This is a genomic window from Camelimonas abortus (genome assembly GCF_042432745.1).
Lineage (GTDB): Bacteria > Pseudomonadota > Alphaproteobacteria > Rhizobiales > Beijerinckiaceae > Camelimonas > Camelimonas abortus.
In genome coordinates this window covers 657132-679867 of sequence record NZ_JBHLWR010000006.1, presented here as the reverse complement: position 1 = coordinate 679867, position 22736 = coordinate 657132, and the positions used below count along the sequence as shown (strand labels likewise).

At 74.7% G+C, this 22736-nt stretch carries 24 protein-coding genes; 8 read left to right on the top strand and 16 right to left on the bottom strand.

The genetic code is table 11. The annotated features are described in order from the left end of the window. Positions 1-92: 92 nt before the first annotated feature. Positions 93-881 (top strand): S1 family peptidase, encoded by a 789-nt coding sequence (locus ACFFJB_RS05405; RefSeq protein WP_376830183.1) that lies wholly within the window; start codon positions 93-95, stop codon positions 879-881. A 42-nt stretch (positions 882-923) separates the two neighbouring features. Here the strand turns inward: ACFFJB_RS05405 and ACFFJB_RS05400 are convergent, their stop codons facing one another. The 10 genes from ACFFJB_RS05400 to ACFFJB_RS05355 form a co-directional block, all read right to left on the bottom strand. Further along, positions 924-2195, bottom strand: a complete 1272-nt coding sequence (locus tag ACFFJB_RS05400) for a phage major capsid protein (protein ID WP_376830181.1) — start codon at positions 2193-2195, stop codon at positions 924-926. Positions 2196-2210: 15 nt separating this feature from the next. Further along, on the bottom strand, positions 2211-2729 hold the full coding sequence (locus tag ACFFJB_RS05395; protein WP_376830179.1) for an HK97 family phage prohead protease: 519 nt from the start codon (positions 2727-2729) through the stop codon (positions 2211-2213). 2 nt (positions 2730-2731) lie between these two features. Continuing rightward, a complete protein-coding gene (locus ACFFJB_RS05390) occupies positions 2732-2911 on the bottom strand; it encodes a hypothetical protein (RefSeq protein WP_376830177.1) in 180 nt (59 codons plus the stop codon). Then, on the bottom strand, positions 2908-3099 hold the full coding sequence (locus tag ACFFJB_RS05385; RefSeq protein ID WP_376830175.1) for a hypothetical protein: 192 nt from the start codon (positions 3097-3099) through the stop codon (positions 2908-2910). Before ACFFJB_RS05385 ends, ACFFJB_RS05390 begins: the two co-directional genes overlap by 4 nt. A gap of 250 nt (positions 3100-3349) precedes the next feature. Beyond that, positions 3350-4177 (bottom strand): SMI1/KNR4 family protein, encoded by an 828-nt coding sequence (locus ACFFJB_RS05380; protein WP_376832553.1) that lies wholly within the window; start codon positions 4175-4177, stop codon positions 3350-3352. 113 nt (positions 4178-4290) lie between these two features. Then, positions 4291-5484: a phage portal protein gene (locus ACFFJB_RS05375; protein WP_376830173.1), complete on the bottom strand. Its 1194-nt coding sequence runs from the start codon at positions 5482-5484 to the stop codon at positions 4291-4293. 55 nt (positions 5485-5539) lie between these two features. After that, positions 5540-6835 carry a DNA-packaging protein gene (locus tag ACFFJB_RS05370; protein ID WP_376830172.1) on the bottom strand — a complete coding sequence of 432 codons (1296 nt, stop codon included), beginning with the start codon at positions 6833-6835 and terminating at the stop codon, positions 5540-5542. Beyond that, positions 6789-7379: a hypothetical protein gene (locus tag ACFFJB_RS05365; RefSeq protein ID WP_376830170.1), complete on the bottom strand. Its 591-nt coding sequence runs from the start codon at positions 7377-7379 to the stop codon at positions 6789-6791. The genes ACFFJB_RS05370 and ACFFJB_RS05365 overlap by 47 nt, the downstream gene beginning before the upstream one ends. 249 nt (positions 7380-7628) lie before the next feature. Further along, a complete protein-coding gene (locus tag ACFFJB_RS05360) occupies positions 7629-8456 on the bottom strand; it encodes a lytic murein transglycosylase (protein WP_376830168.1) in 828 nt (275 codons plus the stop codon). 138 nt (positions 8457-8594) lie between these two features. Further along, positions 8595-9266, bottom strand: a complete 672-nt coding sequence (locus tag ACFFJB_RS05355; protein ID WP_376830166.1) for a transglutaminase-like domain-containing protein — start codon at positions 9264-9266, stop codon at positions 8595-8597. 243 nt (positions 9267-9509) lie between these two features. Here ACFFJB_RS05355 and ACFFJB_RS05350 point away from each other — a divergent pair, with 243 nt between their 5' ends. Then, on the top strand, positions 9510-10322 hold the full coding sequence (locus ACFFJB_RS05350) for a L,D-transpeptidase (RefSeq protein ID WP_376830164.1): 813 nt from the start codon (positions 9510-9512) through the stop codon (positions 10320-10322). A gap of 145 nt (positions 10323-10467) precedes the next feature. Here the strand turns inward: ACFFJB_RS05350 and ACFFJB_RS05345 are convergent, their stop codons facing one another. Beyond that, entirely contained in the window at positions 10468-11001 is a 534-nt protein-coding gene (locus tag ACFFJB_RS05345; protein ID WP_376830162.1) for a YcgN family cysteine cluster protein, read from the bottom strand. 225 nt (positions 11002-11226) lie between these two features. Here ACFFJB_RS05345 and ACFFJB_RS05340 point away from each other — a divergent pair, with 225 nt between their 5' ends. The 3 genes from ACFFJB_RS05340 to ACFFJB_RS05330 are packed head-to-tail and all read left to right on the top strand — an operon-like array spanning position 11227 to position 14635. Next, the gene (locus tag ACFFJB_RS05340) at positions 11227-13488 is read left to right on the top strand and encodes a transglycosylase domain-containing protein (protein ID WP_376830160.1); all 2262 of its coding nucleotides are present in this window, start codon (positions 11227-11229) and stop codon (positions 13486-13488) included. Beyond that, entirely contained in the window at positions 13479-14081 is a 603-nt protein-coding gene (locus tag ACFFJB_RS05335; RefSeq protein WP_376830159.1) for a DUF1214 domain-containing protein, read from the top strand. Before ACFFJB_RS05340 ends, ACFFJB_RS05335 begins: the two co-directional genes overlap by 10 nt. After that, positions 14078-14635, top strand: a complete 558-nt coding sequence (locus ACFFJB_RS05330; protein ID WP_376830157.1) for a DUF1254 domain-containing protein — start codon at positions 14078-14080, stop codon at positions 14633-14635. The genes ACFFJB_RS05335 and ACFFJB_RS05330 overlap by 4 nt, the downstream gene beginning before the upstream one ends. Before the next feature lie 6 nt (positions 14636-14641). Here ACFFJB_RS05330 and ACFFJB_RS05325 read toward each other — a convergent pair whose 3' ends face one another. From ACFFJB_RS05325 to ACFFJB_RS05315, 3 genes are all read right to left on the bottom strand, one after another. Beyond that, positions 14642-14992: a DUF1491 family protein gene (locus tag ACFFJB_RS05325; RefSeq protein ID WP_376830156.1), complete on the bottom strand. Its 351-nt coding sequence runs from the start codon at positions 14990-14992 to the stop codon at positions 14642-14644. Between the two features lie 170 nt (positions 14993-15162). Further along, a complete protein-coding gene (locus tag ACFFJB_RS05320) occupies positions 15163-15864 on the bottom strand; it encodes a peptidoglycan-binding domain-containing protein (protein ID WP_376830154.1) in 702 nt (233 codons plus the stop codon). Positions 15865-15982: 118 nt separating this feature from the next. Next, positions 15983-16789, bottom strand: a complete 807-nt coding sequence (locus ACFFJB_RS05315; protein WP_376830152.1) for a sensor histidine kinase — start codon at positions 16787-16789, stop codon at positions 15983-15985. 269 nt (positions 16790-17058) lie between these two features. Here ACFFJB_RS05315 and ACFFJB_RS05310 point away from each other — a divergent pair, with 269 nt between their 5' ends. Continuing rightward, positions 17059-17340, top strand: coding sequence for a hypothetical protein (locus ACFFJB_RS05310; protein WP_376830150.1), 282 nt, complete (start codon positions 17059-17061; stop codon positions 17338-17340). 143 nt (positions 17341-17483) lie between these two features. Next, positions 17484-17912 carry a SufE family protein gene (locus ACFFJB_RS05305; protein ID WP_376830148.1) on the top strand — a complete coding sequence of 143 codons (429 nt, stop codon included), beginning with the start codon at positions 17484-17486 and terminating at the stop codon, positions 17910-17912. Positions 17913-17917: 5 nt separating this feature from the next. Here the strand turns inward: ACFFJB_RS05305 and ACFFJB_RS05300 are convergent, their stop codons facing one another. Further along, positions 17918-18847 (bottom strand): DUF6456 domain-containing protein, encoded by a 930-nt coding sequence (locus ACFFJB_RS05300; protein ID WP_376830146.1) that lies wholly within the window; start codon positions 18845-18847, stop codon positions 17918-17920. A gap of 400 nt (positions 18848-19247) precedes the next feature. On the opposite strand from ACFFJB_RS05300, the gene ACFFJB_RS05295 reads away from it, so the two are divergent. Next, positions 19248-21383 (top strand): S9 family peptidase, encoded by a 2136-nt coding sequence (locus ACFFJB_RS05295; protein WP_376830144.1) that lies wholly within the window; start codon positions 19248-19250, stop codon positions 21381-21383. A gap of 66 nt (positions 21384-21449) precedes the next feature. Here the strand turns inward: ACFFJB_RS05295 and ACFFJB_RS05290 are convergent, their stop codons facing one another. Further along, positions 21450-22715: a hypothetical protein gene (locus tag ACFFJB_RS05290; protein WP_376830142.1), complete on the bottom strand. Its 1266-nt coding sequence runs from the start codon at positions 22713-22715 to the stop codon at positions 21450-21452. Between the last annotated feature and the right edge of the window lie 21 nt (positions 22716-22736).

The following is a 22736-nucleotide window of genomic DNA, read 5'->3' as shown; positions in this document are numbered from 1 at the left end:
CCGCGGTTGCGGCGGCGGGGCGTGAACGCAGGGCCAGGACGCCGAGGGCGGCGCCCTGGCGGGAGACCTTTTCCGCGACGGGCAGGCAGACAGTGGGCAGGAGCAGGGTTCACGCGGCGCGCTGGCGCCGCGCCGGCGTTCCGGGCCGCGCGCGCGTCGCGGCGGCGGCCGCGCTGGCGTGGCTGTTTCCGTCGGCGGCGCCGGCGATTGTCGGCGGCGAGCCCGAGACCGGGCCGGCCAGCGCCTCAACGGTGATGGTGCTTGGCTCGAACGGCTCGGTGTGCTCCGGCGTCGTGGTGTCGCCGCGGGCGGTGCTGACCGCCGGTCACTGCGCCGACGGCCCCGGCGAGCGGCGGGTGCATTTCATGGAGGCCGGCGCGCCGGCGCTGCTGGAGCCGGCGGAGATCCGGATCCACCCCGGTTATGTGCGCGACGCGGCGCGCGAGCGCCGGCCGTCGGTCGACCTTGCGCTGGTGCGCCTGTCGCAGTCCCTGCCCGGGCGTTTCGTTCCGGCGGCGCTGTCAGCGGGGCCGCAGCCGCGCGCCGGCGATCTGGTGACGGTGAGCGGCTTTGGCGCTGACGGCCGCCGGCGCGCGGACGGCCGGCTGCGTTCGGCGACGCTTCCGGTCACCGAGCCCTGGGGCCCGGGGCGGATCCTGCTGTGGCTCGGCGCGACGCGGGGCCGGCCGCAGGGCGCCTGCGCCGGCGACTCCGGCGGCCCCGTGTGGTGGGGTGACACGGTGACGGCGGTGACCGGCTGGTCGAAGGGCGCGCGCGGCGCCCCGTGCGGCGAGACCACCCAGGGCGTGCTGCTGGCGCCGCAGCGCGCGTGGATCGACGCCACGCTGGCGGAATGGGGCGAGCGCGCCCAGTGGCGCTGAGCGCGCCGCCGGCCGCGCGGCCCGGGCCTGTCCCCCTCCCCGTCAGGCGGAGAACTTCAGCAGCTTGATGGCGTCATAGTCCTGGACGCCGCCGCCGACCCGCTTGGTGGTGTAGAACAGCACGTAGGGCTTGGCGCTGTAGGGGTCGCGCAGCACGCGCAGGCCAGTGCGGTCGACGACCAGATAGCCGCGGCGGAAGTCGCCGAAGGCCACGGAGAAGCTGCCGGCGGCGACGTCCGGCATGTCCTCGACCTCGACCACCGGGAAGCCGAGCAGCGAGGCGCCGGCGGCGGCGGTGGCCGGCGGGGCCCAGAGATAGCCGCCGTCGCTGTTCTTGAACCTGCGGATCAGGCTCTGGGTCCGGCGGTTGAGCACGAAGACGGCGTTCTGCCGGTAGGGCGCCCGCAGGGCGTGGATCAGCTCGATGAGCACGTCGCCCGGATCGGTTGCGGGAAAGGCGCCCGTGGCGCCGGTGGCGACGAAGCCCAGCTTGCCCCAGGTCCAGCTGCTGTTGGCGACGGTCGGGGCGGAGAGGAAGCCAAGGGGCTGGGCGACGCCGTCGCCGGAGACGAAGGCCTGGCTTTCCTGTGCGGCGAAGGCCTGCTCCACTTCCTCCGCAAGCCAGCGGTCGATGTCGACGACGGCGTCGTCGAGCAGCGTCTGGGTGGCGGCCGGCTGGGCGTAGAGCTCCATGGCGGGGAAGGTGAGTTCGGCGAGCGTCGGCGATGCGGTCTGGGGCCTGGCGGCGGTTTCGCTGACCCAGCCGGCGGCGGCGCCCGAGACGCTGACGGCCTTGCGGTAGACGCCGGCCGAGATGGCGCGCACGCTGGCGATGGCGCGGACCGGCGAAAGAACGGCGAGGCGCCCCAGCACGTCGCGCTCCACGTCCGCCGGGGCGAGATAGCCGCCGTCAGGGCCGCTTCCGGCGGAGAGCGCGCGGGTTTCGAGCAGTTTCAGCCCGGCGGTTTCGCCGGCGCGGACATAGGCGTGGAAAGCGCTCTTGTGCTCGCCGGCGAGCGCGTCGCCGCCGCCGTCGGGCGCGAGCGGCGGGCGCATGGCGGCGAGGCGTGCGCGTTCGTGGCGCCGCTGGCTCTCGTCGAGGGCCGCCTCGATGCGGGCGAGGCGCTCGTCGGCGAGAACGTCGGCCTGGCGGCGTTCGATCTGCTGGAGCCGCTCCTCGCTGGCCTCGCGCCAGGCGGCGAAGTTGCGCGAGAAGTCCTCGAAGGCGCGGGCGAGGCCGGCGGCGCCGCCATCGGCTCCGAGAGCCTTGCATTCGGGCGCGGCGAGCGTGTCAGACGGGAAGAAGTCGGTCATTCCTGCTCCTCGGCTTCATCTGGTGGGCGTCGTCAACGGGCGGACGTCCGGCCGCGCGGGGCCGGCGCCGGCGCGCCGGAGCGGCTCTGCGGCGGGCGCGGGCGCGAGCAGCCGCGCCCCTGGCTGCATGGGAAAGGTGACCAGCGAGATCTCCCAGAGGTCGATGCGGCGCAGCCGCCGCATGCCGGAGACGGCGTCGCGGCTGGCCTCGGCGGCGCGAAAACCGATGGAGAGCCCGTCGAGCGCGCCCTGCCGGACGAGCGCGTAGAGTTCGGCGGCGCGCCGGACGCCCAGGTTGAGCTGGCCACGCACGAACAGGCCGCGGGCGTCCTCGCGGATGTCGAGCCAGCGTCCGACCGGCTGGCCCGGATCGTGCTGCCACAGCATGCGCACGGCGCCCGGGCGGCGGCGGGCGAGACTGGCGGCGAAGGCGCCGCGCAGCACCACGTCCCCGGCCATGTCCGGGGCGTCGAACAGGCTGGCGTAGCCGCAGATCAGGCCAGGCGGGGCGGCGGCCGCCGCCAGTGCGTCCATGGCTAGCGCTCCGTGGCGCGACGGCCGGCGCGGTCGCGCTGCAGCCGGTCGAGCACGCCGACGAACTCGGCGATGATGTCGACGGCGGGCCGCTGCCCGGCGCGGGCGCGGCCGGGGCGCAGGGCGGTGATGGCGCTGAAGCGCAGGGCCTGGCCTGCGCGGCGTTCCGGTCGTCTGGTCATGGCTGGTCTCCGTCGAAGCGCCGGTTGAAGCGGGCGAGCTCCTGGACGAACAGGTCGAACCGGCGGCTGGCGGCGCCGGTCTGGCGGATGGCGATGGCGAGCAGCACGGTGGCGCAGACGGCCCAGATGAGCAGGGCGAGGTCGGCGAGGTCCGCGCGGGTGATGAAGGCGTCGAACAGAGGACGCATGGGCGCCTCCCGTGTCGCCGGCGCCAATGGGCCGGCGTGGCTGCGCGCGCCGTCGCTCCGGCGCCGTGCGGGCGCGGGCGCGGACGTCGCGACTGGTGCAGGCTTGCCGCAAGGGCCGCTGCGGGCGACCGCGGCGCGCGCCGCAGGGACGCGCCGCAGGGCAGCGCCCTGGGAACGCGTCAGGCAGACGCGTCGTGCGGACGCGCCATGGGCGGAGCGCCCGCCCCCCTGCCCGCGCCCGCTCCGGCGCTCAGCCGGAGGCGCGACGCGTCGCCGGCGGCGGCAGGCGGGGCGGCCGGCGGACGACGCCGCGGCGCGCCCCGTCCGGCGTCAGGCGCAGGCGCGCCATGAAGCCGGAGAAGGACGGCGCGACGGGAATGAAATCTTCCTCCCGCCAGACGCCGGTGCGCCAGAAATGGTCCACCCGCCACAGGGCGACCGGCGCCTCGCGGGCGGTGTCGCCGCCGCGCAGGTCGAGACAGAGGTAATCGCCGCCGCCATTGCCGCCGATGGGCGCGACGCCGGCGGGAATGGCCCCGGCGTAAAGACCGAGAGCATAGTCGAGATTGCAGACCGGCTCCGGCAGGCCGAAGCCGAACAGGTGCTGGAGACTTTCCAGCCCGTCCGCCGCTGCGCTCCCCTTTCCGCCTTCGGCTGCGCCCGCCTCCTGGCCGGCGCGCGCCGGCAGGGTGAAGAAGCGGGCCGCGGGGGCGAGCGGCCCGCCCTGCCGCAGGAACTCGATGAAATCCCGCGGCACGAGGCCGCCGCACCGGTTCTCCCAGGCGCCGATGTCGCGAAAACTGGCCACCGGCCGCAACATGACGACGTCCCCGGACGCGCCGGCTCCGGCTGGGAGCGGCGGCGCTCCGCCCGGGCGGGCGGGAGGCGGCGGCGCGAGGGGACCGAGCCGGCCCGCGCGCCGCCACGCGTCCTCGGCGACGAGGTTCATGCCGGCGCCGCGCGGCTGCTCCCGCCAGATCCAGCCTGGCGGCGTGTTGTGAAAGCCGTTGCAGCAGTTCGCCAGCTCGCGTCTGGCCCAAGCGCTGCCAGCGCCCGCGGCCACAAGCACGTTCATCATCAGCCCCACCAGCAAGCTCCGCCCTTGTCCGCGCAAACAATGATTCGCAGATTCACAGGATTTACGGTTATCATATCATGACGATTGTTTTTCAATACTTAATAATATGAAAATCATGTGCGGTTTTTACTGCGGACGCCATAGCCGACAGCGGCCCGTTTTTCATCATCGGAGAGGAACGTGGCGGCGCTGACCTTGCGCCACAGGGCCTCGCGTTCGCTGGCGAGGGCTTCGATGGCGTCCGCGTCGGGAGCCAGCCGCAACGTCTGCCCCCAGGCGGGGCCGAGCCAGCAGGCGATGCCGGCGGCGATGCGGCGCGCGAGCGGCAGCACCGTCTGGCGCCAGAAGGCGCGGTTGGCCTCGGCGTAATTGCCGTAGGTATTGTCGCCGGGCAGGCCGAGCAGCAGCGGCGGCACCCCGAGCGCGAGGGCGATCTCGCGGGCGGCGGCGGCGCGCGCTTCGGTGAAGTCCATGTCCTTCGGGCTCAGGGAGAGCGGCTTCCAGTCGAGGCCCCCTTCCAGCAGCAGGGGCCGTCCGGCGTTGGCGACGCCCTGAAACTGGGTCTCCATTTCGGCGCGCAGGCGTTCGAACTGGGCGTCGGTCAGGGAGGAGCCCTGCGGGCCGGCGTAAACCAGGGCGCCGGAAGGTCTGGCGGCGTTGTCGAGCAGGGCCTTGTTCCAGGCGGAGGCGGCGTTGTGCAGGTCGAGCGCGCGGGCGGCGGCCTCCATGGAGGACAGGCCGTAGTAGTCGTCGGTGGGGTGGAACTGGCGCAGGTGCAGCACCGGGCTGACGACGCCCTGGCCGCGCAGGAAGCGCACGGTCCTGCCGCCGGCGGCGTATTCCCAGGCGGAAGGCCAGCCGTCCTCCCCCGGCATGACGCGCACCCGGTCCGGCCGCAGCGCGTGCAGCTCCCGCGGCGCGCCGCCGGGCATGATCGCGTGCAGATAGGCGTTTCCGGCGACGAGGAGCTGGCCGCAGACGGTCTCGATCAGGGTGACGCCGTCCTGGTGCGGGTTGGGACGCTCCAGCAGCTCGAGCAGCGGATGGCGTTCGAGCTCGCTGTCGCCTTCATAGAGCGCCAGCGGCGTGGCGGCCACCGCCTCGCACACCAGCCGCACGCAGCGGTGGGCGATGGCGTTGCCCTGGTATCCCTCGCGGGCGAAGGCGGCGTAGTCGCGCCCGGACCACGCCGGCCGGCCCGGCGACGACCATGCGATCAGGCCCGCGGGCGGCGTGAAGGCGCGCCGTTCGGCCGGGCCGGCTTCGGGGCCGGCGCGACGGAGCAGCCTGGCGAACAGTCCCGCCATGATGGTGTCCTCCCTGGAGCGGCGGATCGGAGCCGCGCGACGCCGGCGCGGCGGGTTACAGGGCGCGGATGCGCGGGGCCGCCTGCGGGCCCGTGAGGGCGGCGACGGCCCAGACCATGGCGTCCATGCGGTCGGGCGAGCGGCCGCCGGAGAGCCCTCCGGGACCGAAGTCGCAAAGCTCGTCCTCCAGCTCGGGGAAGCAGCCGCAGAACTTCACCCGGCCCTGGGCGGTGAGCGCCGCCACCGGTTCGGCGCGCAGGTACTTGCCGCGGGTGGCGCGCACCGGGATCACCGGCGCGGCGGGATCGCACTGGCGCAGCACGGCGGCGGCCATGTCGCCGCCCTGGTTCACCTCGACGACGAGGGCGTCGGCCTCCCGGCGGCGCCAGACGCCGATGGCGCGTTCGGCCCACGCCGCAGGGGCGGCGCGGGCGATGGTCGCGTCCTCGAGCACATGGCAGACGCCGGCCTCGTCGACGCCGGCGGCGACGACGCCGCAGCGGCCGGCGCGCTGGCCGGAGCTGGCCGGCGGATCGACGGCGACGACGATGCGCGCCAGCGGCGGCGCGGCGCTGACGCGGTTCGCCTCGATGACCTCCCGTGACCACAGGGCGTCGGGCCGGTCGTCGATGAGCTCGCCGTCGAGCTCCTGGCGGCCGAGGCGCAGGCCGGCGTAGCGCGCCGTCACCTCCTCGAGGAAGGCGGGCGCGAGATTGGCGGCGTTGTCGCGGGTGCGGGCGCGGGTGACGACGGCGCGCGGATCGGCGAGCAGCGCGCGCAGCAGCGGCATGGGCCGCGGCGTGGTCGTCACCAGCTGGCGCGGCCGCTCGCCGAGGCGCAGGCCAAACTGCAGCATGTCCCAGGTTTCGCGGGCGTTGCGCCACTTGCACAGCTCGTCGCACCAGGCGGCGGCGAACTGCGGCCCGCGCAGCCCCTGCGGATCCTCGGCGGAGAACGCCTGGGCGACGGCGCCGTTGGGCCATTCCAGCCTGCGGCGCGCCGGCGACCATTGCGGCCTGTCCGCTCCGCCGAGGGAGAGCACGCCGGAGACGCCCTCCACCATCACGTCGCGCACGTCGCCGTAGGTTTCGCCGACGAGGGCGATGCGCCCGCAGGGGGCGGAGGCGAACGGCGGCAGGCCGAGGGCCATGCCGCGCACCCATTCGGCCCCGGCGCGGGTCTTGCCGGCGCCGCGGCCGCCGATCATCAGCCAGATGGTCCAGTCGCCCGGCGGCGGCAGCTGGTCCGGCCGGGCGAACAGCAGCCAGTCGGCGGCGAGGCGCGCCAGGGCGGCCGGCGGCAGCTCACCCAGGAAGGTCGCCAGCAGGCCGGCGTCGGAGCAGCGCGTCAATGCGGCTTTCAAGCGTCCGGCGGAATGCGTCGGCGTCGTCGGGGAAGGCTGCGTCGCCGTCATGGGCCTGCGTCTCCCTGCCGGCGGCCGGCGCGGCGCCGGCCCGCTCGATGGCGGCGAGGCCGGCGGCGACCCGCACCAGCATGGCCATCAGCCGCGCCTCGCGCTCACGCACCTGCCCCTCGCCCGGAGCGCTGGCGAGGGCGGCTTCGATTTCGTCCATCTGCCGCGCGGCGGCGGCCCACAGCCGGGCCACCAGGGCGGCGCGCCCGGCCGGGGGGCGCGCCCCGGCGCGGCGGCGCGCGGGGGGCCGGGCCGGTTTCGTCCAGCCGTCGCGCCGGGCCAGCGCGCCGAGCCGGCGCGGCGACAGGCCGAGCTCCGCGGCAAGCTGCTTCAGGGTGGCGTCGCCGTTTTCAAAGCGCCGCCGCGCCGCGGCGAGCGCGGCGGGGGCCGGCGGGCTGGCGGGCGCGGCGCAGGCGCCGCCAGAAGCGTCACGACAGGCGCCGCGCGAAGCGCCGCAAGGGTCGCTGCGCCGTGGCGGCATCCGTCCCTCCTGCATGCGCCAATGAAAAAAGCCGCGTCGGCGGACGCGGCTTGCGGTTGCTGGCCCGGCCGGCGGCGCCGGCCCGGCGGACCGCGGCGGCGTCACCGGCGGCATGGCCGCCGCGGCGTCGCCCGGTCACACTTCCTGAGCATGGCCTGATCATGCCAGAACAGCGCGCCGCTGTCAAGGACTATTTTCCTCCCTCCCCTCGCAGCCGGCGCGCGCCCTGCCCGTCCTGCCCGGCTCCGGTCAGTTGCGCAGCCTGTCGGCGAAATAGCCGAGGGCGCGGGCGTAGACTTCGGCGCGGTTCCACTCGCGCATCACCGGGAAATTGGGCTGGCCGGGATGGTAGCCGGCGCCGCGGACCCAGCCATGGGCGCGCAGGTAATTGGCGATGGAGGCGAGCGTGTCGGGGGCGCTGCGAATGAGGTCGGCGTGGCCGTCGCCGTCGAAATCCACGGCGTAACGGTAATAGGAGCTGGGCAGGAACTGGGCCTGGCCGATCTCGCCGGCCCAGGCGCCGCGCATTTCGTGGGGCGAGAGATCGCCGCGCTGCACGATGCGCAGGGCGTCCATGAGCTGGCCGGTGAAGAAGGCGCTGCGGCGGCAGTCGTAAGCCAGGGTGGCCAGGGAGCGGAACACCGGCATGTTGCCCCGCACGGCGCCGTAGTCGGTCTCCATGCCCCAGATGGCGACGAGAATTTCCGGCGGCACGCCGTAGCGGCTCTCAATGCGCTGCAGCACGCCCGCGTAGGTCCGCAGCATCTGCCGGCCCTTGCTGATGCGGCCGGCGGTGACGCGGTTCTTGATGAACTGCTCGAAGCTGACCTTGAAGTGCCGCTGGTTGCGGTCCAGGCCGATGACCCGCCGGTCGTAGGAGACGCCGGCGAGCGCGGCGTCGATCACCTGCGGGCGGATGCCGGCGGCGGCGGCCTCGCGGCGGAACTCCCCGAGCCACCGGTCGAAGCCTTCCGGGCCGTTCCCGCATTGCGCGGCGACGGCGGCGCCGGCGGTCAGGGCCAGCGAGACGCCGGCGATGGCTGCGGTGATGCGCTTCCCGATACGGCCCGTGATCATGCGCTGCTCCCTGTGTGCGTGCACCGGAACGGGCGCCTTCCGCCCTGCCCCGGCCCGGCCGCGTCGCGCCGGTCGCGGCCAGCACAGCATGGGGCGGGTAATCATCCGGTAAATCCTTGCGGCGCGGGCCCCGGCGGCTCAGCCAGCCAGCGCCGCGGCCTCGGCCTCCATGTCCGGTCTGGCGCCGCCGTCGCGGGTCAGGGGCTTCGGATAGAGGCGGCGCATCTCCTGCATGATGTGCCTGGCCGGCACGTCGTGGAAGGCGCCGTGCTGGCGCAGGTAGCGCATGAAGGTGTTGCCGGCGGAGTCGAAGGCCTGCAGCAGGGCGTCGTTTTCGCCGTCGAAGTCGAGCGGCGCCACCCCGAGCTTCTGGCACAGCGAGGCGTTGAAGGTGGGGCTGGCCTTGACCCAGCGCCCGTCGGGGGCGACCTCGGTGAAGCCATGCCAGTAGAACTGGTCGGTGCCCATGCGCTCCAGCAGTTGCGGCGTGGCCAGATGGTTGGTGACGTCGGCGAAGGCGACGCGGGCGGGCACGCCCACGGCGCGGCAGGCCGCGGCCATCAGCGAGGCCTTGCCGACGCAGTAGCCGCGGCCGGCGGCGAGCACGGCGGAGGCGCGGAACACCTCCGGGCTCCAGTCGACATATGGGTCATAGTAGAGCTCGCGCACGGCCAGATAGACGCGCCGCGCCTTTTCACGCGGCGACCCGGCGCCTTCCGTCACGCGCCGCGCGAAGGCCACAACCTCCGGATGATCCGAATCGACATAGTCGCCAGGCCCCGTCCAGAGCCGGATTTCGTCTTCCGTCATCCCTTCCGTCATCGCTGCGCGCTCCCTTCCGTTTCCCTGGACGACTGTCGGTAAGGCGCGCCCGGCCGTCAAGCTGCGGCCCGGAGATGACGGAGGCGCGGATTCCGCGGGTCCGGAAGGCGAAACCGCGTTGCCGGCTACAGGAAATCAGGTCATGGTCAACGAAAGCGCGTCCGCCGCCGGCCGCCGCCGCCTCCCGGCGCGGCGCCGGGACGCGGACACGCCAGCTGCGCCGGAGCCGTCATGCAGGTCCTGACCCGCCGTCTTTTTCTTCTCGCGTCATCCGCCGTCGCGCTTTCCGCCTGCCAGACACGCCGCCCGCCGCGGCTTGAGGACGAGCTCGTCCGCCTGCGCGGCGCCGCAGCGGCGCCCGCCGCCCCCCCGCCGCCGCCTCCCCCGGCCGCCCCGGCCGATCCGCGGCCTGAGGACTACGCCGCCATGTACGGCCCGGTGGAGAACGAGCCCTTCCCCATTCCGGGCGTGCCGCCGGGAACGGTCAATCCGGCGTTCCTGCGCCGCGCCGTGCCGTACGCCGGGCCGGAGGAGCCGGGCACGATCGTGGTCGATCCGGCGCGGCGCTACCTGTATCTGGTGCAGCCCGGCGGGCGGGCGATCCGTTACGGCGTCGGCGTCGGGCGCGAAGGCTTCGGCTGGTCGGGCGTGGCGACGGTCAACAGCAAGCAGGCCTGGCCGGACTGGTATCCGCCCAAGGAAATGATCGCCCGCCAGCCGGAGCTGCAGCGGGTGGTCACCAGCCTTCCGGGCGGCAAGGGCGTGCCTGGCGGCCTGCGCAACCCGCTGGGCGCGCGGGCGCTGTACCTGTGGCAGAACGGCAGGGACACGCTGTTCCGCATCCACGGCACCAACGAGCCGCACACCATCGGCGCGCGGGTGTCGTCGGGCTGCATCCGCATGATCAACCAGGACGTGATCGACCTGTACGACCGCACGCCGGTGGGCGCGAAGGTGGTGGTGCTCCCGGGGCCGGGACATGCCCGCCCGGCGGCGGAGCCGGCGCCGCAGCGGCCGGCGCGGCGCCGCGGCGGCGGCGCCTGAGCGCCCCGCCGGAGCGCCCCCTCAGGGCCCCCCGGGGTCGCCGCCCTGGAGCCCCTACAGGATCGCCGCCCCCTTTTCCCTTGGGGGCCCGGCGCGGGGCGGCGGCCTGATGCGGCGGCCCTGTCCCGCGTTCCGTCCTGGCGGATCAGGCGCCGCGGGAGCGGCGGATGCGGGCGGCCACGGCCGGCGGCGGCCCCTTGGCGCGGCGTGGAACGCGGTCCGGCCACTGCACGATGCGCTCCATGAGCTCCTCCGGCTCCAGCTCCTGTTCGAGCGCCGAGAGGCGGCCGCGCACGGAGACGCCGGCGGCGACGACGGTGTCAGGCGTACCGGAGACCAGGGGATGCCACCAGGGCAGGTCGCGGCCCTCGCGCACGAGGCGGTAGGCGCAGGTGGGCGGCAGCCAGGAGAGGGTCCGCACCACGTCCGGGGTCAGGCGGATGCAGTCAGGCACGTGCTTTCGCCGCTCGGGATAGTTGCGGCAGCGGCAGGTGTCGGGGTCGAGCAGCCGGCAGCCGACGTCGGTGTGATAGATCCGCCCGGTGTCCTCGTCCTCCAGCTTGATGAGGCAGCAGCGGCCGCAACCGTCACAGAGGCTCTCCCACTGGGCCTCGGTCATGTCGTCGAGAGAAACCGTGCGCCAGAAGGGTTCGGGCGCGCCGGCGGCGTCAGCGGTCATCCTGGTCCTGTCCGCCGCGCCGGCCGCCGGGCGGGGCCCGGCGCCGGAGCGGTCACATGCGGAGAAAAGGCGTCAGTGCCGGAACGGGAGCCGGATTGCAACGCCCTTCACCAAATCCGCCGTTCACGCCGGCGCGACGGCTGACCGGCCCTGCCCCGGCTGGTATACTTCGCCGGATCAGGGTTCCGCGCCCGCGGGAGCCGCAAGCATGGAAGGCAGCGCATCGTGAAGCCGGAGAGTGGATCGCTGTGGTTGCGAATCCGCCGGATCGCCCTGGCCGTTGATGCGCGCATTGATTCAGGCCTGTACGCGACGGGCGCGCTGCTCGCCCGGGCGTGGCGCGGCTGGAGCGACTTCACCGACCGGTTCGCCGTGCAGGGAGTTCGCCGCGGTCTGGTGGAGCTGGCCTGCGAGGGGCTGACGCTGGCGACGGCCGGCGGCGTGGCGCTGGTGGCGCTGGCCCAGCCGGCGTTCCGCATGACCGCCGGCGACCGCTGGCTGCGCCAGGGCGAGCTGGCGGTGACCTTTCTGGACCGTTTCGGCGAGGAGATCGGCCGGCGCGGCATCCGCCAGAACGACGCCCTCGAGCTCACCGACTACCCGGACTATTTCATCAGCGCGGTGCTGGCCACGGAGGACCGGCGCTTTTTCGAGCATTTCGGCATTGACCCGGTGGGCGCCGCGCGGGCGCTGGCGGTGAACGCCAGCAGTTCCGGCGTGGTCCAGGGCGGCTCCACCATCACCCAGCAGCTGGCCAAGAACCTGTTCCTGAGCAACGAACGGTCGCTGGAGCGCAAGATCAACGAGGCGTTCCTGGCGCTGTTCCTGGAGGCGCGGCTCAGCAAGCAGGAGATCCTGAAGCTGTATCTGGACCGGGTTTACATGGGCGGCGGCAATTTCGGCGCGGCGGCGGCGGCGGATTATTATTTCGGCAAGTCGGCCCGCGACCTGACGCTGGCGGAGGCGGCGATGCTGGCGGGCCTGTTCAAGGCGCCGACGCGCTATGCGCCGCACGTCAACCTGCCGGCGGCGCGCGCGCGCGCCAACGACGTGCTTGACGCGATGGTCGACGCCGGCATGCTCACCGCCGGCCAGGCGGCGTCGGCGCGGCGCAATCCGGCGACGGCGCTGGCGCGGCGGCAGGATTTCAGCCCGGACTACTTCCTTGACTGGGCCTATGAGCAGGTGCGCCAGATGGCGGCTGAAGGCCGGCTCGGCGACGACCGGGTGCTGACGGTGCGCACCACCCTTGATCCGCTGGCCCAGCGCAGCGCCGAGACGGCGGTGGAGAACGCCCTGCGCCAGTACGGCGCCGCCTGGGGCGCGAGCCAGGCCGGCGTGGTGGTCATGGAGCCGGACGGAGCGGTGCGCGCCCTGGTGGGCGGCCGCGACTACGGCGCGAGCCAGTTCAACCGGGCGACGGACGCGCTGCGCCAGCCAGGTTCGTCGTTCAAGCCCTATGTGTACGCGGCGGCGCTGCTGGCGGGCCTGGTGAAGCCGGAGAGCACGGTGGTGGACAGCCCGGTGTGCATCGGCGCCTGGTGCCCGGCCAATTACGGGCGGTCGTTCTCCGGCCCGATGTCGCTGACCACCGCGCTGGTGCGGTCGATCAATTCAATCCCGGTCAAGCTGTCGATCATGCTGGGCAAGGGCAACGCGCGCCTGGGGCGGGCGCGGATCATCGCCCTCGCCAGGGCGATGGGCCTGGAGCACGAGCTGCGCGACTCCACGTCGCTGCCCATCGGCTCGGCGGAGGTCAGGCTCATCGAGCACACGGCGGGCATGGCGGTGTTCGCCAACGGCGGTTTCCGGGCGCGGCCGTGGGCGGCGGAGGAGATCCGCAACAGCCACGGCCAGGTGATCTGGAGCCACGAGCGCGACGCGCCGAAGGGCGAGCGGGTGCTGCCGCCGGAGGTTGTGGCGGACATGAACCGCATGCTGGCGCAGGCGGTGGAGGAAGGCACCGGCCGGCGCGCCCGCATCGAGGGGGTGCGCGTCGCCGGCAAGACGGGCACCACCAACGCCTATCGCGACGCGTGGTTCGCGGGCTACACCGGCAATTACGTGGGCGTGATCTGGATGGGGAACGACGATTTCTCGTCCACCAACCGCATGACCGGCGGCACGCTGCCGGCGCAGACGTGGCGGGAGATCATGGAGCCGCTCCACCGCGGCGTGAAGCTGAAGCCGCTGCCGGGAGTGGCGCCGGCGCGGCCGGAGACGGCGGCGTCGGCGGCGGCCGCCTCCGGCGCGCCGGACGCGCTGAAGGGCACGCTGCTCCAGGCGCGCACGGCGGCGGTCCTGGCGGACATCGCCGCGCTGTTCGCGGCCGCGCGCAGCCCGCGTCCGGGCCAGGCTGCGGAGGCGGCGCCGGCGGCGCAGGGCCCGCCGGCGGACGCCGCCCGGGGCGGGGCGCGTCCCGGCGACGGCGCGGCGCCCGCGCCATGCGACAGGAATGCTCCGGGGAGCCAGGTGCATTGCGGCTGATCATCATGACCTTCATCACGCTGGCGACGGCGGCCGTCACCGGCTTCGGGTCGGCGTGGCTGGCGCTGGGCGAGCGGCCGGTCACCGGGGCGACGCGGCTCGGGCCGTGGCGCGCCTGGCCGGCGACCGGCCGGCCGGACGTGGACCCGTACGGGCGCGCGGTCGCGGCGCGCACGGCGGCGCTGCCGCTGGGCGCCGGCGAAGGGGTGGAGCTGGTGGCGGAGCATGATTCAGACGGCCAGCCGCTGCGCGGCGGCTGCGTGTACGAGATCACCGGCCGCACGCCTGAGGCGCGGATCTGGACCCTGGCGGCGACGCCGCTGCGGCCGGACGGGACGGCCGCCCCGGCCGGGCCGGCGGCGCCGCTGGCGCAGCCGCGGGCGCTGACCTCGGAGGGGCTGCTGCGCGATCCGGACGGCGGCGTGCGCATCGCCGTGGCGGCGACGCCGCAGCCCGGCGACTGGATCGCGGCCCCCCCGTCCGGGCGTTTCCGCCTGACGCTTCGCCTTTATGACAGCCCGACCGGCTTCATCTCGCGTCCGGACATGTCGGAGCAGCTGACGCCGGCCATCCGCAGGAAGCGGTGCGCATGAAGCTGCGCTGGTCTGACATTGTCGCCTCGGCGCTGGCCGGCCTTGCGCTGGGCGCCATCGTTCACATCGTCATCGTGCTGCGCATTCCGGCGGTGGCGCGACACGACGCCTTTTCGCAGCTGGCGCTGGCGGGGGCGGACGGCGTGGCCTCGCCGGTTCCGGAGGATTTCGGCGCGCCGGGCGCCATGGGCGCCGATCCGCTGACGCCGCGCAGCGCCTGCGCCTGGAACCTGGACGACGGGCCGGCGCGCATCACCATGCCCGCCTCCGGCCTGCCGCAGACCCTGTCGATCCATGACCGCAGCGGCCGGGTGATCTACGCCCTCACCGACCGCGCGGCGGTGAACGGCTACGTGGCGCTGACGGTGATGACCCCGGCGCAGAAGGAGGAGCGCGAGCTGTTCCAGCCCGAGGACAGCGACGAGGACATCATCGAGGTGGTGTCGCCGACGCCGCGCGGCCTTGCGGTGGCGCGCGCCATTCCGGCCTCCCCGGCCTGGCGCGAGCGGGCGGTGGAGGCGACGCTGGCGGTCACCTGCCAGCCGGAGGAGTAGCGCGCCTCACTGGCGCAGCGGCAGGAAGCAGCGCCCGGCGCGATCCTCCACGTCGACGATCCACAGGTCCGGATCGAAACGGATCTCTTTCTGCAGCCGCTCCCAGGCGGCGGCGGCGGTGGGCTCCGGCAGGGGGATCTCGGTGAACTGGCGTTCGCCGTAATCCTCCCCATCCATGAGCGCCTGGGGCGCGGGGCCGAACAGGCGCACGGCGCCGTCGAGGGTGTCGAGGCGCACGAAGATGGCCCCGGCCTCCGCGGCGCCGCGCCGGGCGAGGGTGGCGACCGCCCCCTCCCCCTGGCAGCGGCGGATATAGGCTGAAACCCAGAAATCCGAGCGCAGGCGCACGGCGGACATGCGCGTTCCTCCTGTGCGCGGCGACCCGCCGTCGCCGGGCGTCGCGAATGATATCCGCCCGCGCCCCGCCCGGCGAGGCCGGCCGCTGGGCGGGCGGAAGCTGCGGAAGAGACGGTCGCGGACGGGCCCCGCCGGCGGGCGCGCCTGGCGGCGGGACAAGCCGGCGGCGCTTACGGGAGCGTCACGCCGGCGGCGGCTGAGAGCGCCTTAAGGGTGCGCGGCCCTGGCTCGCCGGTGACGGGCAGCCCGCGGCCTTTCTGGAAGCGCTCCACCGCGGCGCGGGTGCCGGGGCCCATCAGCCCGTCGGCGGCCAGCGGCCCGTAGCCGAGGCGGTTGAGCGCCTGCTGCACGGCCATCACCCGGGACGAGAATTCGGGCCGGGCGGGCGGTGCCGGCGGCTGCTGGCGTGCGGCGGCGTCGGGGCGCGGCGGCGGCAACGGCGCGCCGCCCGCGCCCGGCGGATCGCCGGCGGAGCCGGCGGCGCGACGGACCGGCTGCGCCGCGCCGGCCTGGTGGCCGGCGGGCGACTGGGGTTTCGCCGGCTGGACGGCGGCCGGCGGCGGCGCGCCGGTCTCCAGCAGGGCGGCGAGCGGATCGCCGTGCGGGCGCGCGGCCGGGGCGTCGGCGGGCCGCGGCGGCGGCGTGGGCGCGGCCTGCGCCGGTCGCGGCGCGGCGGCGGCCGGCGGGGCGCCGCGTTTCGGGGCGGCGGGCGCGGCCTTGCGCTCGCCGAACAGCGGATTGGGGTGGACGCCCTTCTGCAGCCAGCCGGCGTTGACGGCGACGCCGAGGGCGACGGCGGCGGCGACGAGGTTGAAGACGGTGCGTCCCGGCCGCGCGACGAGAAGCCGCCACAGCAGCGCGCGCGCGCTCACGCCCTGGCGCGCCGCGCGGCGGGCGCCGCCATGCGGCGCGCGCGCCAGCCCGGAGCGCGCGGCGGCCGCGGCGCGGCTTTCATGGCGGACGACATCGCTGGAGGAACGGGCGAACGCTTCACGCAAGGCAGGGGGCCATCATCTGTGTGGCGCCGCCGGGAGCGGCGCCGGCTGGTTCGGAGAAACCGGCGACGGCTTCCGGCAGCGTCACCCTGGCGACGGTGCCGGCGTCGTCGCCGGGGCGGATGACGAGCGCCCCGCCCTGCAGGCTGGCGAGGGAGCGCACGATGGTGAGGCCAAGGCCGAGCCCGGCGGCGGCGCGCCGCTGGCGCGAGGCCTCAAGGCCGATGCCGTTGTCAGCGACGGTGAGCGCGATGAAGCCGTCGTCCCGTTCGGCCCAGACCCGCACCTCGCCGCCTGGCGGGGTGAACTTGATGGCGTTGGCGATGAGGTTGAGCAGGATCTGGCGGGCGGCGCGCGGGTCGCAGCAGGCGTCGAGGCGCTGCGGCTGCGGCAGGTAACGGATGTCGACGCCGCGCCCGGCGGCGTCCGGCCGGGCCATGTCGCAGCAGGCGCCGGCGAGGGCGTTGAGGTCCACGGCGGCGCGTCCGGCGGCGGGCGCGCCAAGGCCGTCGACGCCCTGTTCAAGGGCGGCGGCGATGAGGGCGTTCAGGTGGGCGGCGGCCTCATGGGCGCTGGCCGACCAGGCGCGACGCTGGGCGTCGGTGAGCGTCTCGGCGCCGGCGAGCATTTCGGTGTAGCCCATGAGGGCGGAGAGCGGCGTGCGCAGCTCGTGGCCGAGCAGCGCCATCAGGTCGGGCGTGACCGCGCCGCCCGGGACGTCGCGCCCGTTCCGGCGGGCGAAGCCGGCGATTCTGGCGCGCAGCGCGCGCAGGGCCCGGGCTGCTGCAAGCGTGCGAAACACGGCCGCTTCCTTTCCGAATGGCCGCCATCCGGCGGCCGGCGATCGCCGGGCTGCGGGCGGCGCGTCAGGCGCCGGCCACGCTGGCCCGCAGGCGCAGCCGCCGCGGCGCGCAGGGCCCGGGGCGGCTCATGGCGACACTGGCACAGGGCCGTTTACGCAATGCTAAAGCGTGGGGAAAACAGTGGAGCCGACGCCGCCAGTCCACAGGCCGCGCAGGCGGCCCCGCGGGCCGGCGGGCGTTCCGCAGCCAGAAGATGAGGCGAACGGCCATGCGCCTGCTCATGTGCGTCATCTGCATAGCCGTCATTTACGTGCTCTCGCCGGCCAGCGGCCTGCGGGAGCGGGAGATCGTCGACGGCGCGGCGAAGGGGGCGCTGGCGGCGCGCCAGCTGCAGCTGTCCGGCCAGGCGGGCGGCGACGTCGCCGCCGCGGCCGGCCTCGCCGCCCGGCTGCTGGCGTGGCTCTCGCCCGGGCGACAGCCGGCGCCGGAGACGCGCAGGGCCGCGCCCGGCGACGCGCCGGAGCCGCCCGCCGCCGCGAACGGTCGCTGAACCGCCCTGGCGCGTCCCGCCCGCAGCCGGCGGCGGCGCGAAAAACGCGCCGGCGGCATTGGCCCGGGCGGCCGGAAGCTGTAAGACCGGGCGGCGGAAAGGCGCCGTCGCCCCACCGGACGGCGCCACGGAACCTCACGCCCATGCTGCCTTCGATCGACGCCGTCATCGACGATTTCGCCTTCCTCGACGACTGGGAGGACCGCTACCGCTACCTGATCGAGCTGGGGCGGCAGCTGCCGCCGATGCCCGCGGAGGCGCATACGGAGGAGAACCGCGTGCGCGGCTGCGCCAGCCAGGTGTGGCTGGAGAGCCAGGTGGAGCAGACGCCGGAAGGGCCGCGCCTGCATTTCCTCGGCGACAGCGACGCCCACATCGTGCGCGGCCTGGTGGCGGTGGCGCTGGCGTTCTTTTCCGGGCGGCTGGCGAAAGAGATCGTCGCCGCCGACGCCCAGGCGCTGTTTGACCGTCTGGGGCTTTCCGGCCATCTCACGCCGCAACGCTCCAACGGGCTCAGCTCCATGGTGAAGCGCATCAAGGCGGACGCGGCGGCGGCGCTGGCGGCGGCCTGAGGCCGTCAGGCCCGCCACAGGCGCGTCCGGCTCCATGGCGGGCCAGCGGCCTCGCGCTGCAGGCCGTAGTGGGCGGCGAGGCGCGCCAGGGCCATGGCCAGCGCCACCTTGCCGGAGCGCGCCGGCCAGCCGCGCTCGCGCTCCAGCTGCTCCAGCCCTTTCAGAAAACCGCAGACGTCGAGCAGCACGCCGGCGAATTCCGGCCCCACCGCGTCGAGGGCGCGGCGCAGGCGCTGGCGGGCGGCCACGGCCATGTCGGAAGGCCCGGGCGCGCCGGCGCCTGCGACGGCGCCCGCCGGCCGCTCCCAGTTCACGGTCAGGCGCGGCGCCAGCTGCGCCCGTTCGAAATCGGCGCGGAAGCGTTCGCCGGCGAGCCAGGCGGCCTCATCGATGAGCGGCGCGCCGTCGCGGCCGCGGCGCCGGCGCAGCCATGCCAGCGGACTTTCGCGGTGATTGACCGTCACCGCCGTCGCGACGCCGCCGACCCTGAGGGTCGCGGCGTCCAGTCCGGCGTGCTGGGCGAGGAACGGCGCCGCCGTCGCCTGTGCGCGGGCGAGGCGGGCGCGCCCGGCGGCGGAAAGCACGAGGCGGCGGCGCGCGCGCCCCTGCCCTTTTTCCTCCTCCACCAGCCCGGCCTCCAGCGCCGCGCGCGCCAGCGCCTCCGGCACGGGGCCGCCGCCGAGGCTGACGCGCGTTCCCCCGGCCGCCGGCCGGGCGCCGGTGAGCCCCAGCATCCAGCCGCCGTCGGCCGGACCCGGGGCGAGAAAGGCGCCGGGCGCGGCGAGGCGGCGCAGCAGCGCCAGCAGCTCCGGCGCCGTCTCCGGCCGGCGCGCCGGACCGGCGGCCGGACGGCCGCGCCGGGCGCGGACGCCCTGGCCGGCGGCGGAGCGGCCGCCTTCGCCCCGGAGCGACGCGGCGGGCATGGATTTGTTCATGATTTGTTCCATATTGCAGTCCTCCGTGGCATGATGGCGGGCGAGCGAAATTCCGGACACGACGGGAAAAGACCGCCCGCGGCCGCAGGGACGGCGCCGGCGGCGAAACGGCATGGCGGCGCGGAAGCGGCGGCTCCGGCCTGGTCTGGCGACGGTCCGCCCCGCGTCCGGGCGGACGGAGACGGTAATATAGGTATATAATCCTATAATCGCCGTTCGTGTCAATCGCCCGTCCTGACGGCGCGGCGGCGGACGGCGCGGCGCGATGCGGTCTTGATTACGCCGCGGACAGGGCGCATCACCGCTGGCGCGCGGCCGGCGCGCGCCGTTTCGCCGCCTGCGGCGCCTGCGGCCATGTCAGGCCAGCGCCGTCACCCGTTCCAGCCGCAAGGGTCCGCCCATGACGCACAGCACCACGCCCCGCCCCGGAACGCCGCCCGCCCCGCCAGTCACGCCCGTCCGCCCGTCGGTCAGGCGGATCCACGGCGAGACGCTGCGCGACGACTACGCCTGGCTCAAGGCGGAGAACTGGCGGGAGGTGCTGAAGGACCCCGCGGCGCTGCCGGCCGACATCCGCGCCGTGCTTGAGGCGGAAAACGCCTGGTGCGACGCGGCGCTGGCCCCGCTGGCGCCGCTGCGGGACGCCCTGCTGAAGGAGATGCGCGGCCGCATCCGCGAGGATGACGCCGGGGTTCCGGCGCCGCACGGCCCCTGGCTGTGGTACGAGCGTTATGAAACCGGCGCCGGGCATGAGCTGGTGTGCAGGCGCCCGCGCGACGGGGGCCCCGAGCAGGTGCTGCTCGACGTCGAGGCCATGGCGAAGGGCAAGCCGTTCTTCGAGCCCGGCGACGTGGAGCATTCGCCGGACTTCAGCCGCATCGCCTGGAGCGCGGACGAGAAGGGCTCCGAGCTGTTCGCCATCCGCGTGCGCGAGGTGGACCCGGACGGAACGCTGCGCGACCTGCCGGACCTGGTGGAGGACACCACCGGCGAGATGGCGTGGCAGGCGGACAGCGCCGGCTTCTTCTACGTGATGAACGACGAAAATCACCGGCCGCGCAAGGTGTTCCTGCACCGTCTCGGCCAGCCGCAGGAGGCTGACCGGCTGGTGTATTTCGAGCAGGATCCCGGCTGGTTCGTGCACCTGGACGTCACCCAGTCCGGCCGCTACCTGATCATTTCCTGCGGCGACCACGAGACCAGCGAAATCTGGCTGGTCGACCTGCGCGATCCGGAGGCGACGCCCTTCCTGGTGGCGGCGCGCGAGCCGCAGGTGCGCTACAGCGTCGACCACCACGGCGACCGGCTGGTGATCTGCACCAACGCCGACGGCGCCGAGGACTTCAAGCTGGTCAAGGCGCCGCTGGCGGCGCCGCAGCGGGAAAACTGGCGGGATCTGGTGCCGCACCGTCCCGGGGTGATGATCCTGTCGCATGTGGCCTTCGCCGGCCATCTGGCGCGGATGGAGCGGGAGAACGCCCGCCCCCGCATCGTCATCCGCGATTTCGCCACCGGCGAGGAGCACGCCATCGCCTTTGACGAGGAGACCTACGCCCTCGGCATGGACGGCGGCTATGAATACGACGTCACGGAGCTGCGCTTCGCCTACGCCTCGCTGACCACGCCCGCCTCCACCTACGCCTATGACATGGTCACCCGCGCCCGCACGCTGCTGAAGCGCCAGGAGGTGCCGTCGGGCCACAATCCCGCTGACTATGTGGCGACGCGCCTGTTCGCCACGGCGCCGGACGGCGAACAGGTGCCGGTGTCGGTGCTGCGCCGCAGGGACACGCCGCTGGACGGGAGCGCGCCGGCTCTGGTGTACGGCTACGGCGCCTATGGCCACGCGCTGTCGGCGGGGTTCCGCACCAGCATCCTGTCGCTTGTGGACCGCGGGTTCGTTTACGCCATCGCCCACGTGCGCGGCGGCACGGAGAAGGGCTGGGCCTGGTACCGCAACGGCAAGCGCGAGCACAAGCCAAACACCTTCACGGACTTCATCGCCGTCTGCCGGGCGCTCGCCCGGGCCGGCTACACATCGGAGGGGCGCATCGTCGCCCATGGCGGCAGCGCCGGCGGCATGCTGATGGGGGCGGTCGCCAACATGGCGCCGGAGCTGTTCGCCGGCATTATCGCCGACGTGCCCTTTGTGGACGTGCTCAACACCATGCTGGACGACAGCCTGCCGCTGACGCCGCCGGAGTGGCCGGAGTGGGGCAATCCGCTGGCGAGCCGGGCGGATTTCGAGCTGATCCGCTCCTACGCGCCCTATGAACAGGTGAAGCCGCAGCGTTATCCGGCGATCCTGGCGCTGGGCGGGCTCACCGATCCGCGGGTGACCTACTGGGAGCCGGTGAAATGGGTGGCGCGGCTGCGCGCCGTCATGACCGGCGGCGGCCCCATCCTGTGCCGCATCAACATGGACGCCGGCCATGGCGGCGCCTCGGGGCGCTTCGATTCACTGAAGGAGACGGCGCTCTGCTACGCCTTCGCCCTGCAGGCGGCGCGCGGCTTCGACGCCCCGCCGGCGGGCTGACGCGCCGCGGCGATGAAAAAGGGCCCTTGCGGGCCCTTTTTTGCGCCTTCCTGGACAGGGCGAGGTTTACTTCCCTCCGCCGGCGAAATGCGCCTTGAGCGCCTCCAGCGAGGAGAAATGCCGGACGCCATCTGGGGTCTGGGCGTCAATGGAGCCGTCGGCGTACATGACGTAATGCACCCCGCCGGCGGTGTAGCTGCCCACCACCGCCGGACCTGCGCCGGCCCCGGCCGGCGGCGCGGCGCCCGCGTCGCCGCCCGCACTGGCTGCGTCCGTCCGGCCGTCCTCCGCCCCGCTCTCCTCCGCCCTGTCCGCGCCGGCGCGGCTGTCGCCGCCAGAGGCCGGCCCGGCGGAGGCGGCCGAGGCCGCGCCGCCGCGCGGCGCCGGCCGCTCGGGAAAGCGCGGCGGCGGATGGGCCGGCCCCGCCGGGACGGCGCTTTCGCCCTCTCCGGCCGGCCTGCGTCCGAACATGGCGGCGAGACGCGCGGCGATCTCCGGCGCCGGGCCCGGGTCCGGATACGCGCGCTCGCCGGAGGCGGGCGCGGCCGCAGCCTCGGGCGCGCCGGGCCCCCGCGACAAGGAAGAAAGCCCGGCTGCGGCCGGCGGGCGGACGGGACGCTGCGGCCAGGGCGGCGTCGCCCCGGCCGGCGTTTCCTCTTCCGGGGCCGGCGCAGCCCCTGCGGCGGAGGCGCCGGCCGCCTCGCCGGGGCCGCTGCTCGCCGGCGCGGCGGCGGCCAGGGCGCCGGGGCGCAGCAGGCTGCCAAGCCGCAGGTCAAGGCCGGCCGGGTCGCGGCGCGGCGCGGCCGGCCGCGGCCCGCCGGGCTCAGGCCTGTCCGGCGCCGCCGGCGCGACGGACCCGGCCTGCGCGCCGGCCTCGCTGGCGACGTCGTTCCTGGTTACGTCATTCCTGGCCACGTCATTCCTGGCCATGTCATTCCTGGCGCCGGCGTCCTCCGGCCCGGCGGCCCTCGCCCCTGCCCCGGCGGCGACGGGCGCGGCTCCGGCCGGCCTGACGGCCAGGGGCGCTGGGGCGGGCGCGTCAGCCGGCCGCGGCGGCGACGCCGGCAGGAAGGGCGCGGCCGGGCGGCTTGCCCCGGCGGAGGCGGCCTGCGGCTCGTCGATGACGCCGGCCTCGAGCTGGTCGGGCAGCTGCCGGATGGCGCGCGTCACCATGGCCAGGGCGAAGACGATGGCGGCTCCGGTCACGGCGACGCTGCCGGAGATCACCATGGTCCATCCCCGCTCCAGCACGATCATGGGCGCGCCGGCGGCGATCGCCCATGCGCCGCCGGCCGCCAGCGCGGCGGCGAGAACGTAAAGTATCAGCAGCATCTGGGCCTCATCTGGCTGGAT

Excerpts from the sequence above, each read along its gene's own strand:
- ACFFJB_RS05400 (WP_376830181.1), bottom strand. The coding sequence starts at position 2,195 with ATGACCGACTTCTTCCCGTCTGACACGCTCGCCGCGCCCGAATGCAAG.
- ACFFJB_RS05395 (WP_376830179.1), bottom strand. The coding sequence starts at position 2,729 with ATGGACGCACTGGCGGCGGCCGCCGCCCCGCCTGGCCTGATCTGCGGC.
- ACFFJB_RS05390 (WP_376830177.1), bottom strand. The coding sequence starts at position 2,911 with ATGACCAGACGACCGGAACGCCGCGCAGGCCAGGCCCTGCGCTTCAGC.
- ACFFJB_RS05385 (WP_376830175.1), bottom strand. The coding sequence starts at position 3,099 with ATGCGTCCTCTGTTCGACGCCTTCATCACCCGCGCGGACCTCGCCGAC.
- ACFFJB_RS05380 (WP_376832553.1), bottom strand. The coding sequence starts at position 4,177 with ATGATGAACGTGCTTGTGGCCGCGGGCGCTGGCAGCGCTTGGGCCAGA.
- ACFFJB_RS05375 (WP_376830173.1), bottom strand. The coding sequence starts at position 5,484 with ATGGCGGGACTGTTCGCCAGGCTGCTCCGTCGCGCCGGCCCCGAAGCC.
- ACFFJB_RS05365 (WP_376830170.1), bottom strand. The coding sequence starts at position 7,379 with ATGCCGCCACGGCGCAGCGACCCTTGCGGCGCTTCGCGCGGCGCCTGT.
- ACFFJB_RS05360 (WP_376830168.1), bottom strand. The coding sequence starts at position 8,456 with ATGATCACGGGCCGTATCGGGAAGCGCATCACCGCAGCCATCGCCGGC.
- ACFFJB_RS05355 (WP_376830166.1), bottom strand. The coding sequence starts at position 9,266 with ATGACGGAAGACGAAATCCGGCTCTGGACGGGGCCTGGCGACTATGTC.
- ACFFJB_RS05350 (WP_376830164.1), top strand. The coding sequence starts at position 9,510 with ATGCAGGTCCTGACCCGCCGTCTTTTTCTTCTCGCGTCATCCGCCGTC.
- ACFFJB_RS05345 (WP_376830162.1), bottom strand. The coding sequence starts at position 11,001 with ATGACCGCTGACGCCGCCGGCGCGCCCGAACCCTTCTGGCGCACGGTT.
- ACFFJB_RS05330 (WP_376830157.1), top strand. The coding sequence starts at position 14,078 with ATGAAGCTGCGCTGGTCTGACATTGTCGCCTCGGCGCTGGCCGGCCTT.
- ACFFJB_RS05325 (WP_376830156.1), bottom strand. The coding sequence starts at position 14,992 with ATGTCCGCCGTGCGCCTGCGCTCGGATTTCTGGGTTTCAGCCTATATC.
- ACFFJB_RS05310 (WP_376830150.1), top strand. The coding sequence starts at position 17,059 with ATGCGCCTGCTCATGTGCGTCATCTGCATAGCCGTCATTTACGTGCTC.
- ACFFJB_RS05305 (WP_376830148.1), top strand. The coding sequence starts at position 17,484 with ATGCTGCCTTCGATCGACGCCGTCATCGACGATTTCGCCTTCCTCGAC.
- ACFFJB_RS05300 (WP_376830146.1), bottom strand. The coding sequence starts at position 18,847 with ATGAACAAATCCATGCCCGCCGCGTCGCTCCGGGGCGAAGGCGGCCGC.
- ACFFJB_RS05295 (WP_376830144.1), top strand. The coding sequence starts at position 19,248 with ATGACGCACAGCACCACGCCCCGCCCCGGAACGCCGCCCGCCCCGCCA.
- ACFFJB_RS05290 (WP_376830142.1), bottom strand. The coding sequence starts at position 22,715 with ATGCTGCTGATACTTTACGTTCTCGCCGCCGCGCTGGCGGCCGGCGGC.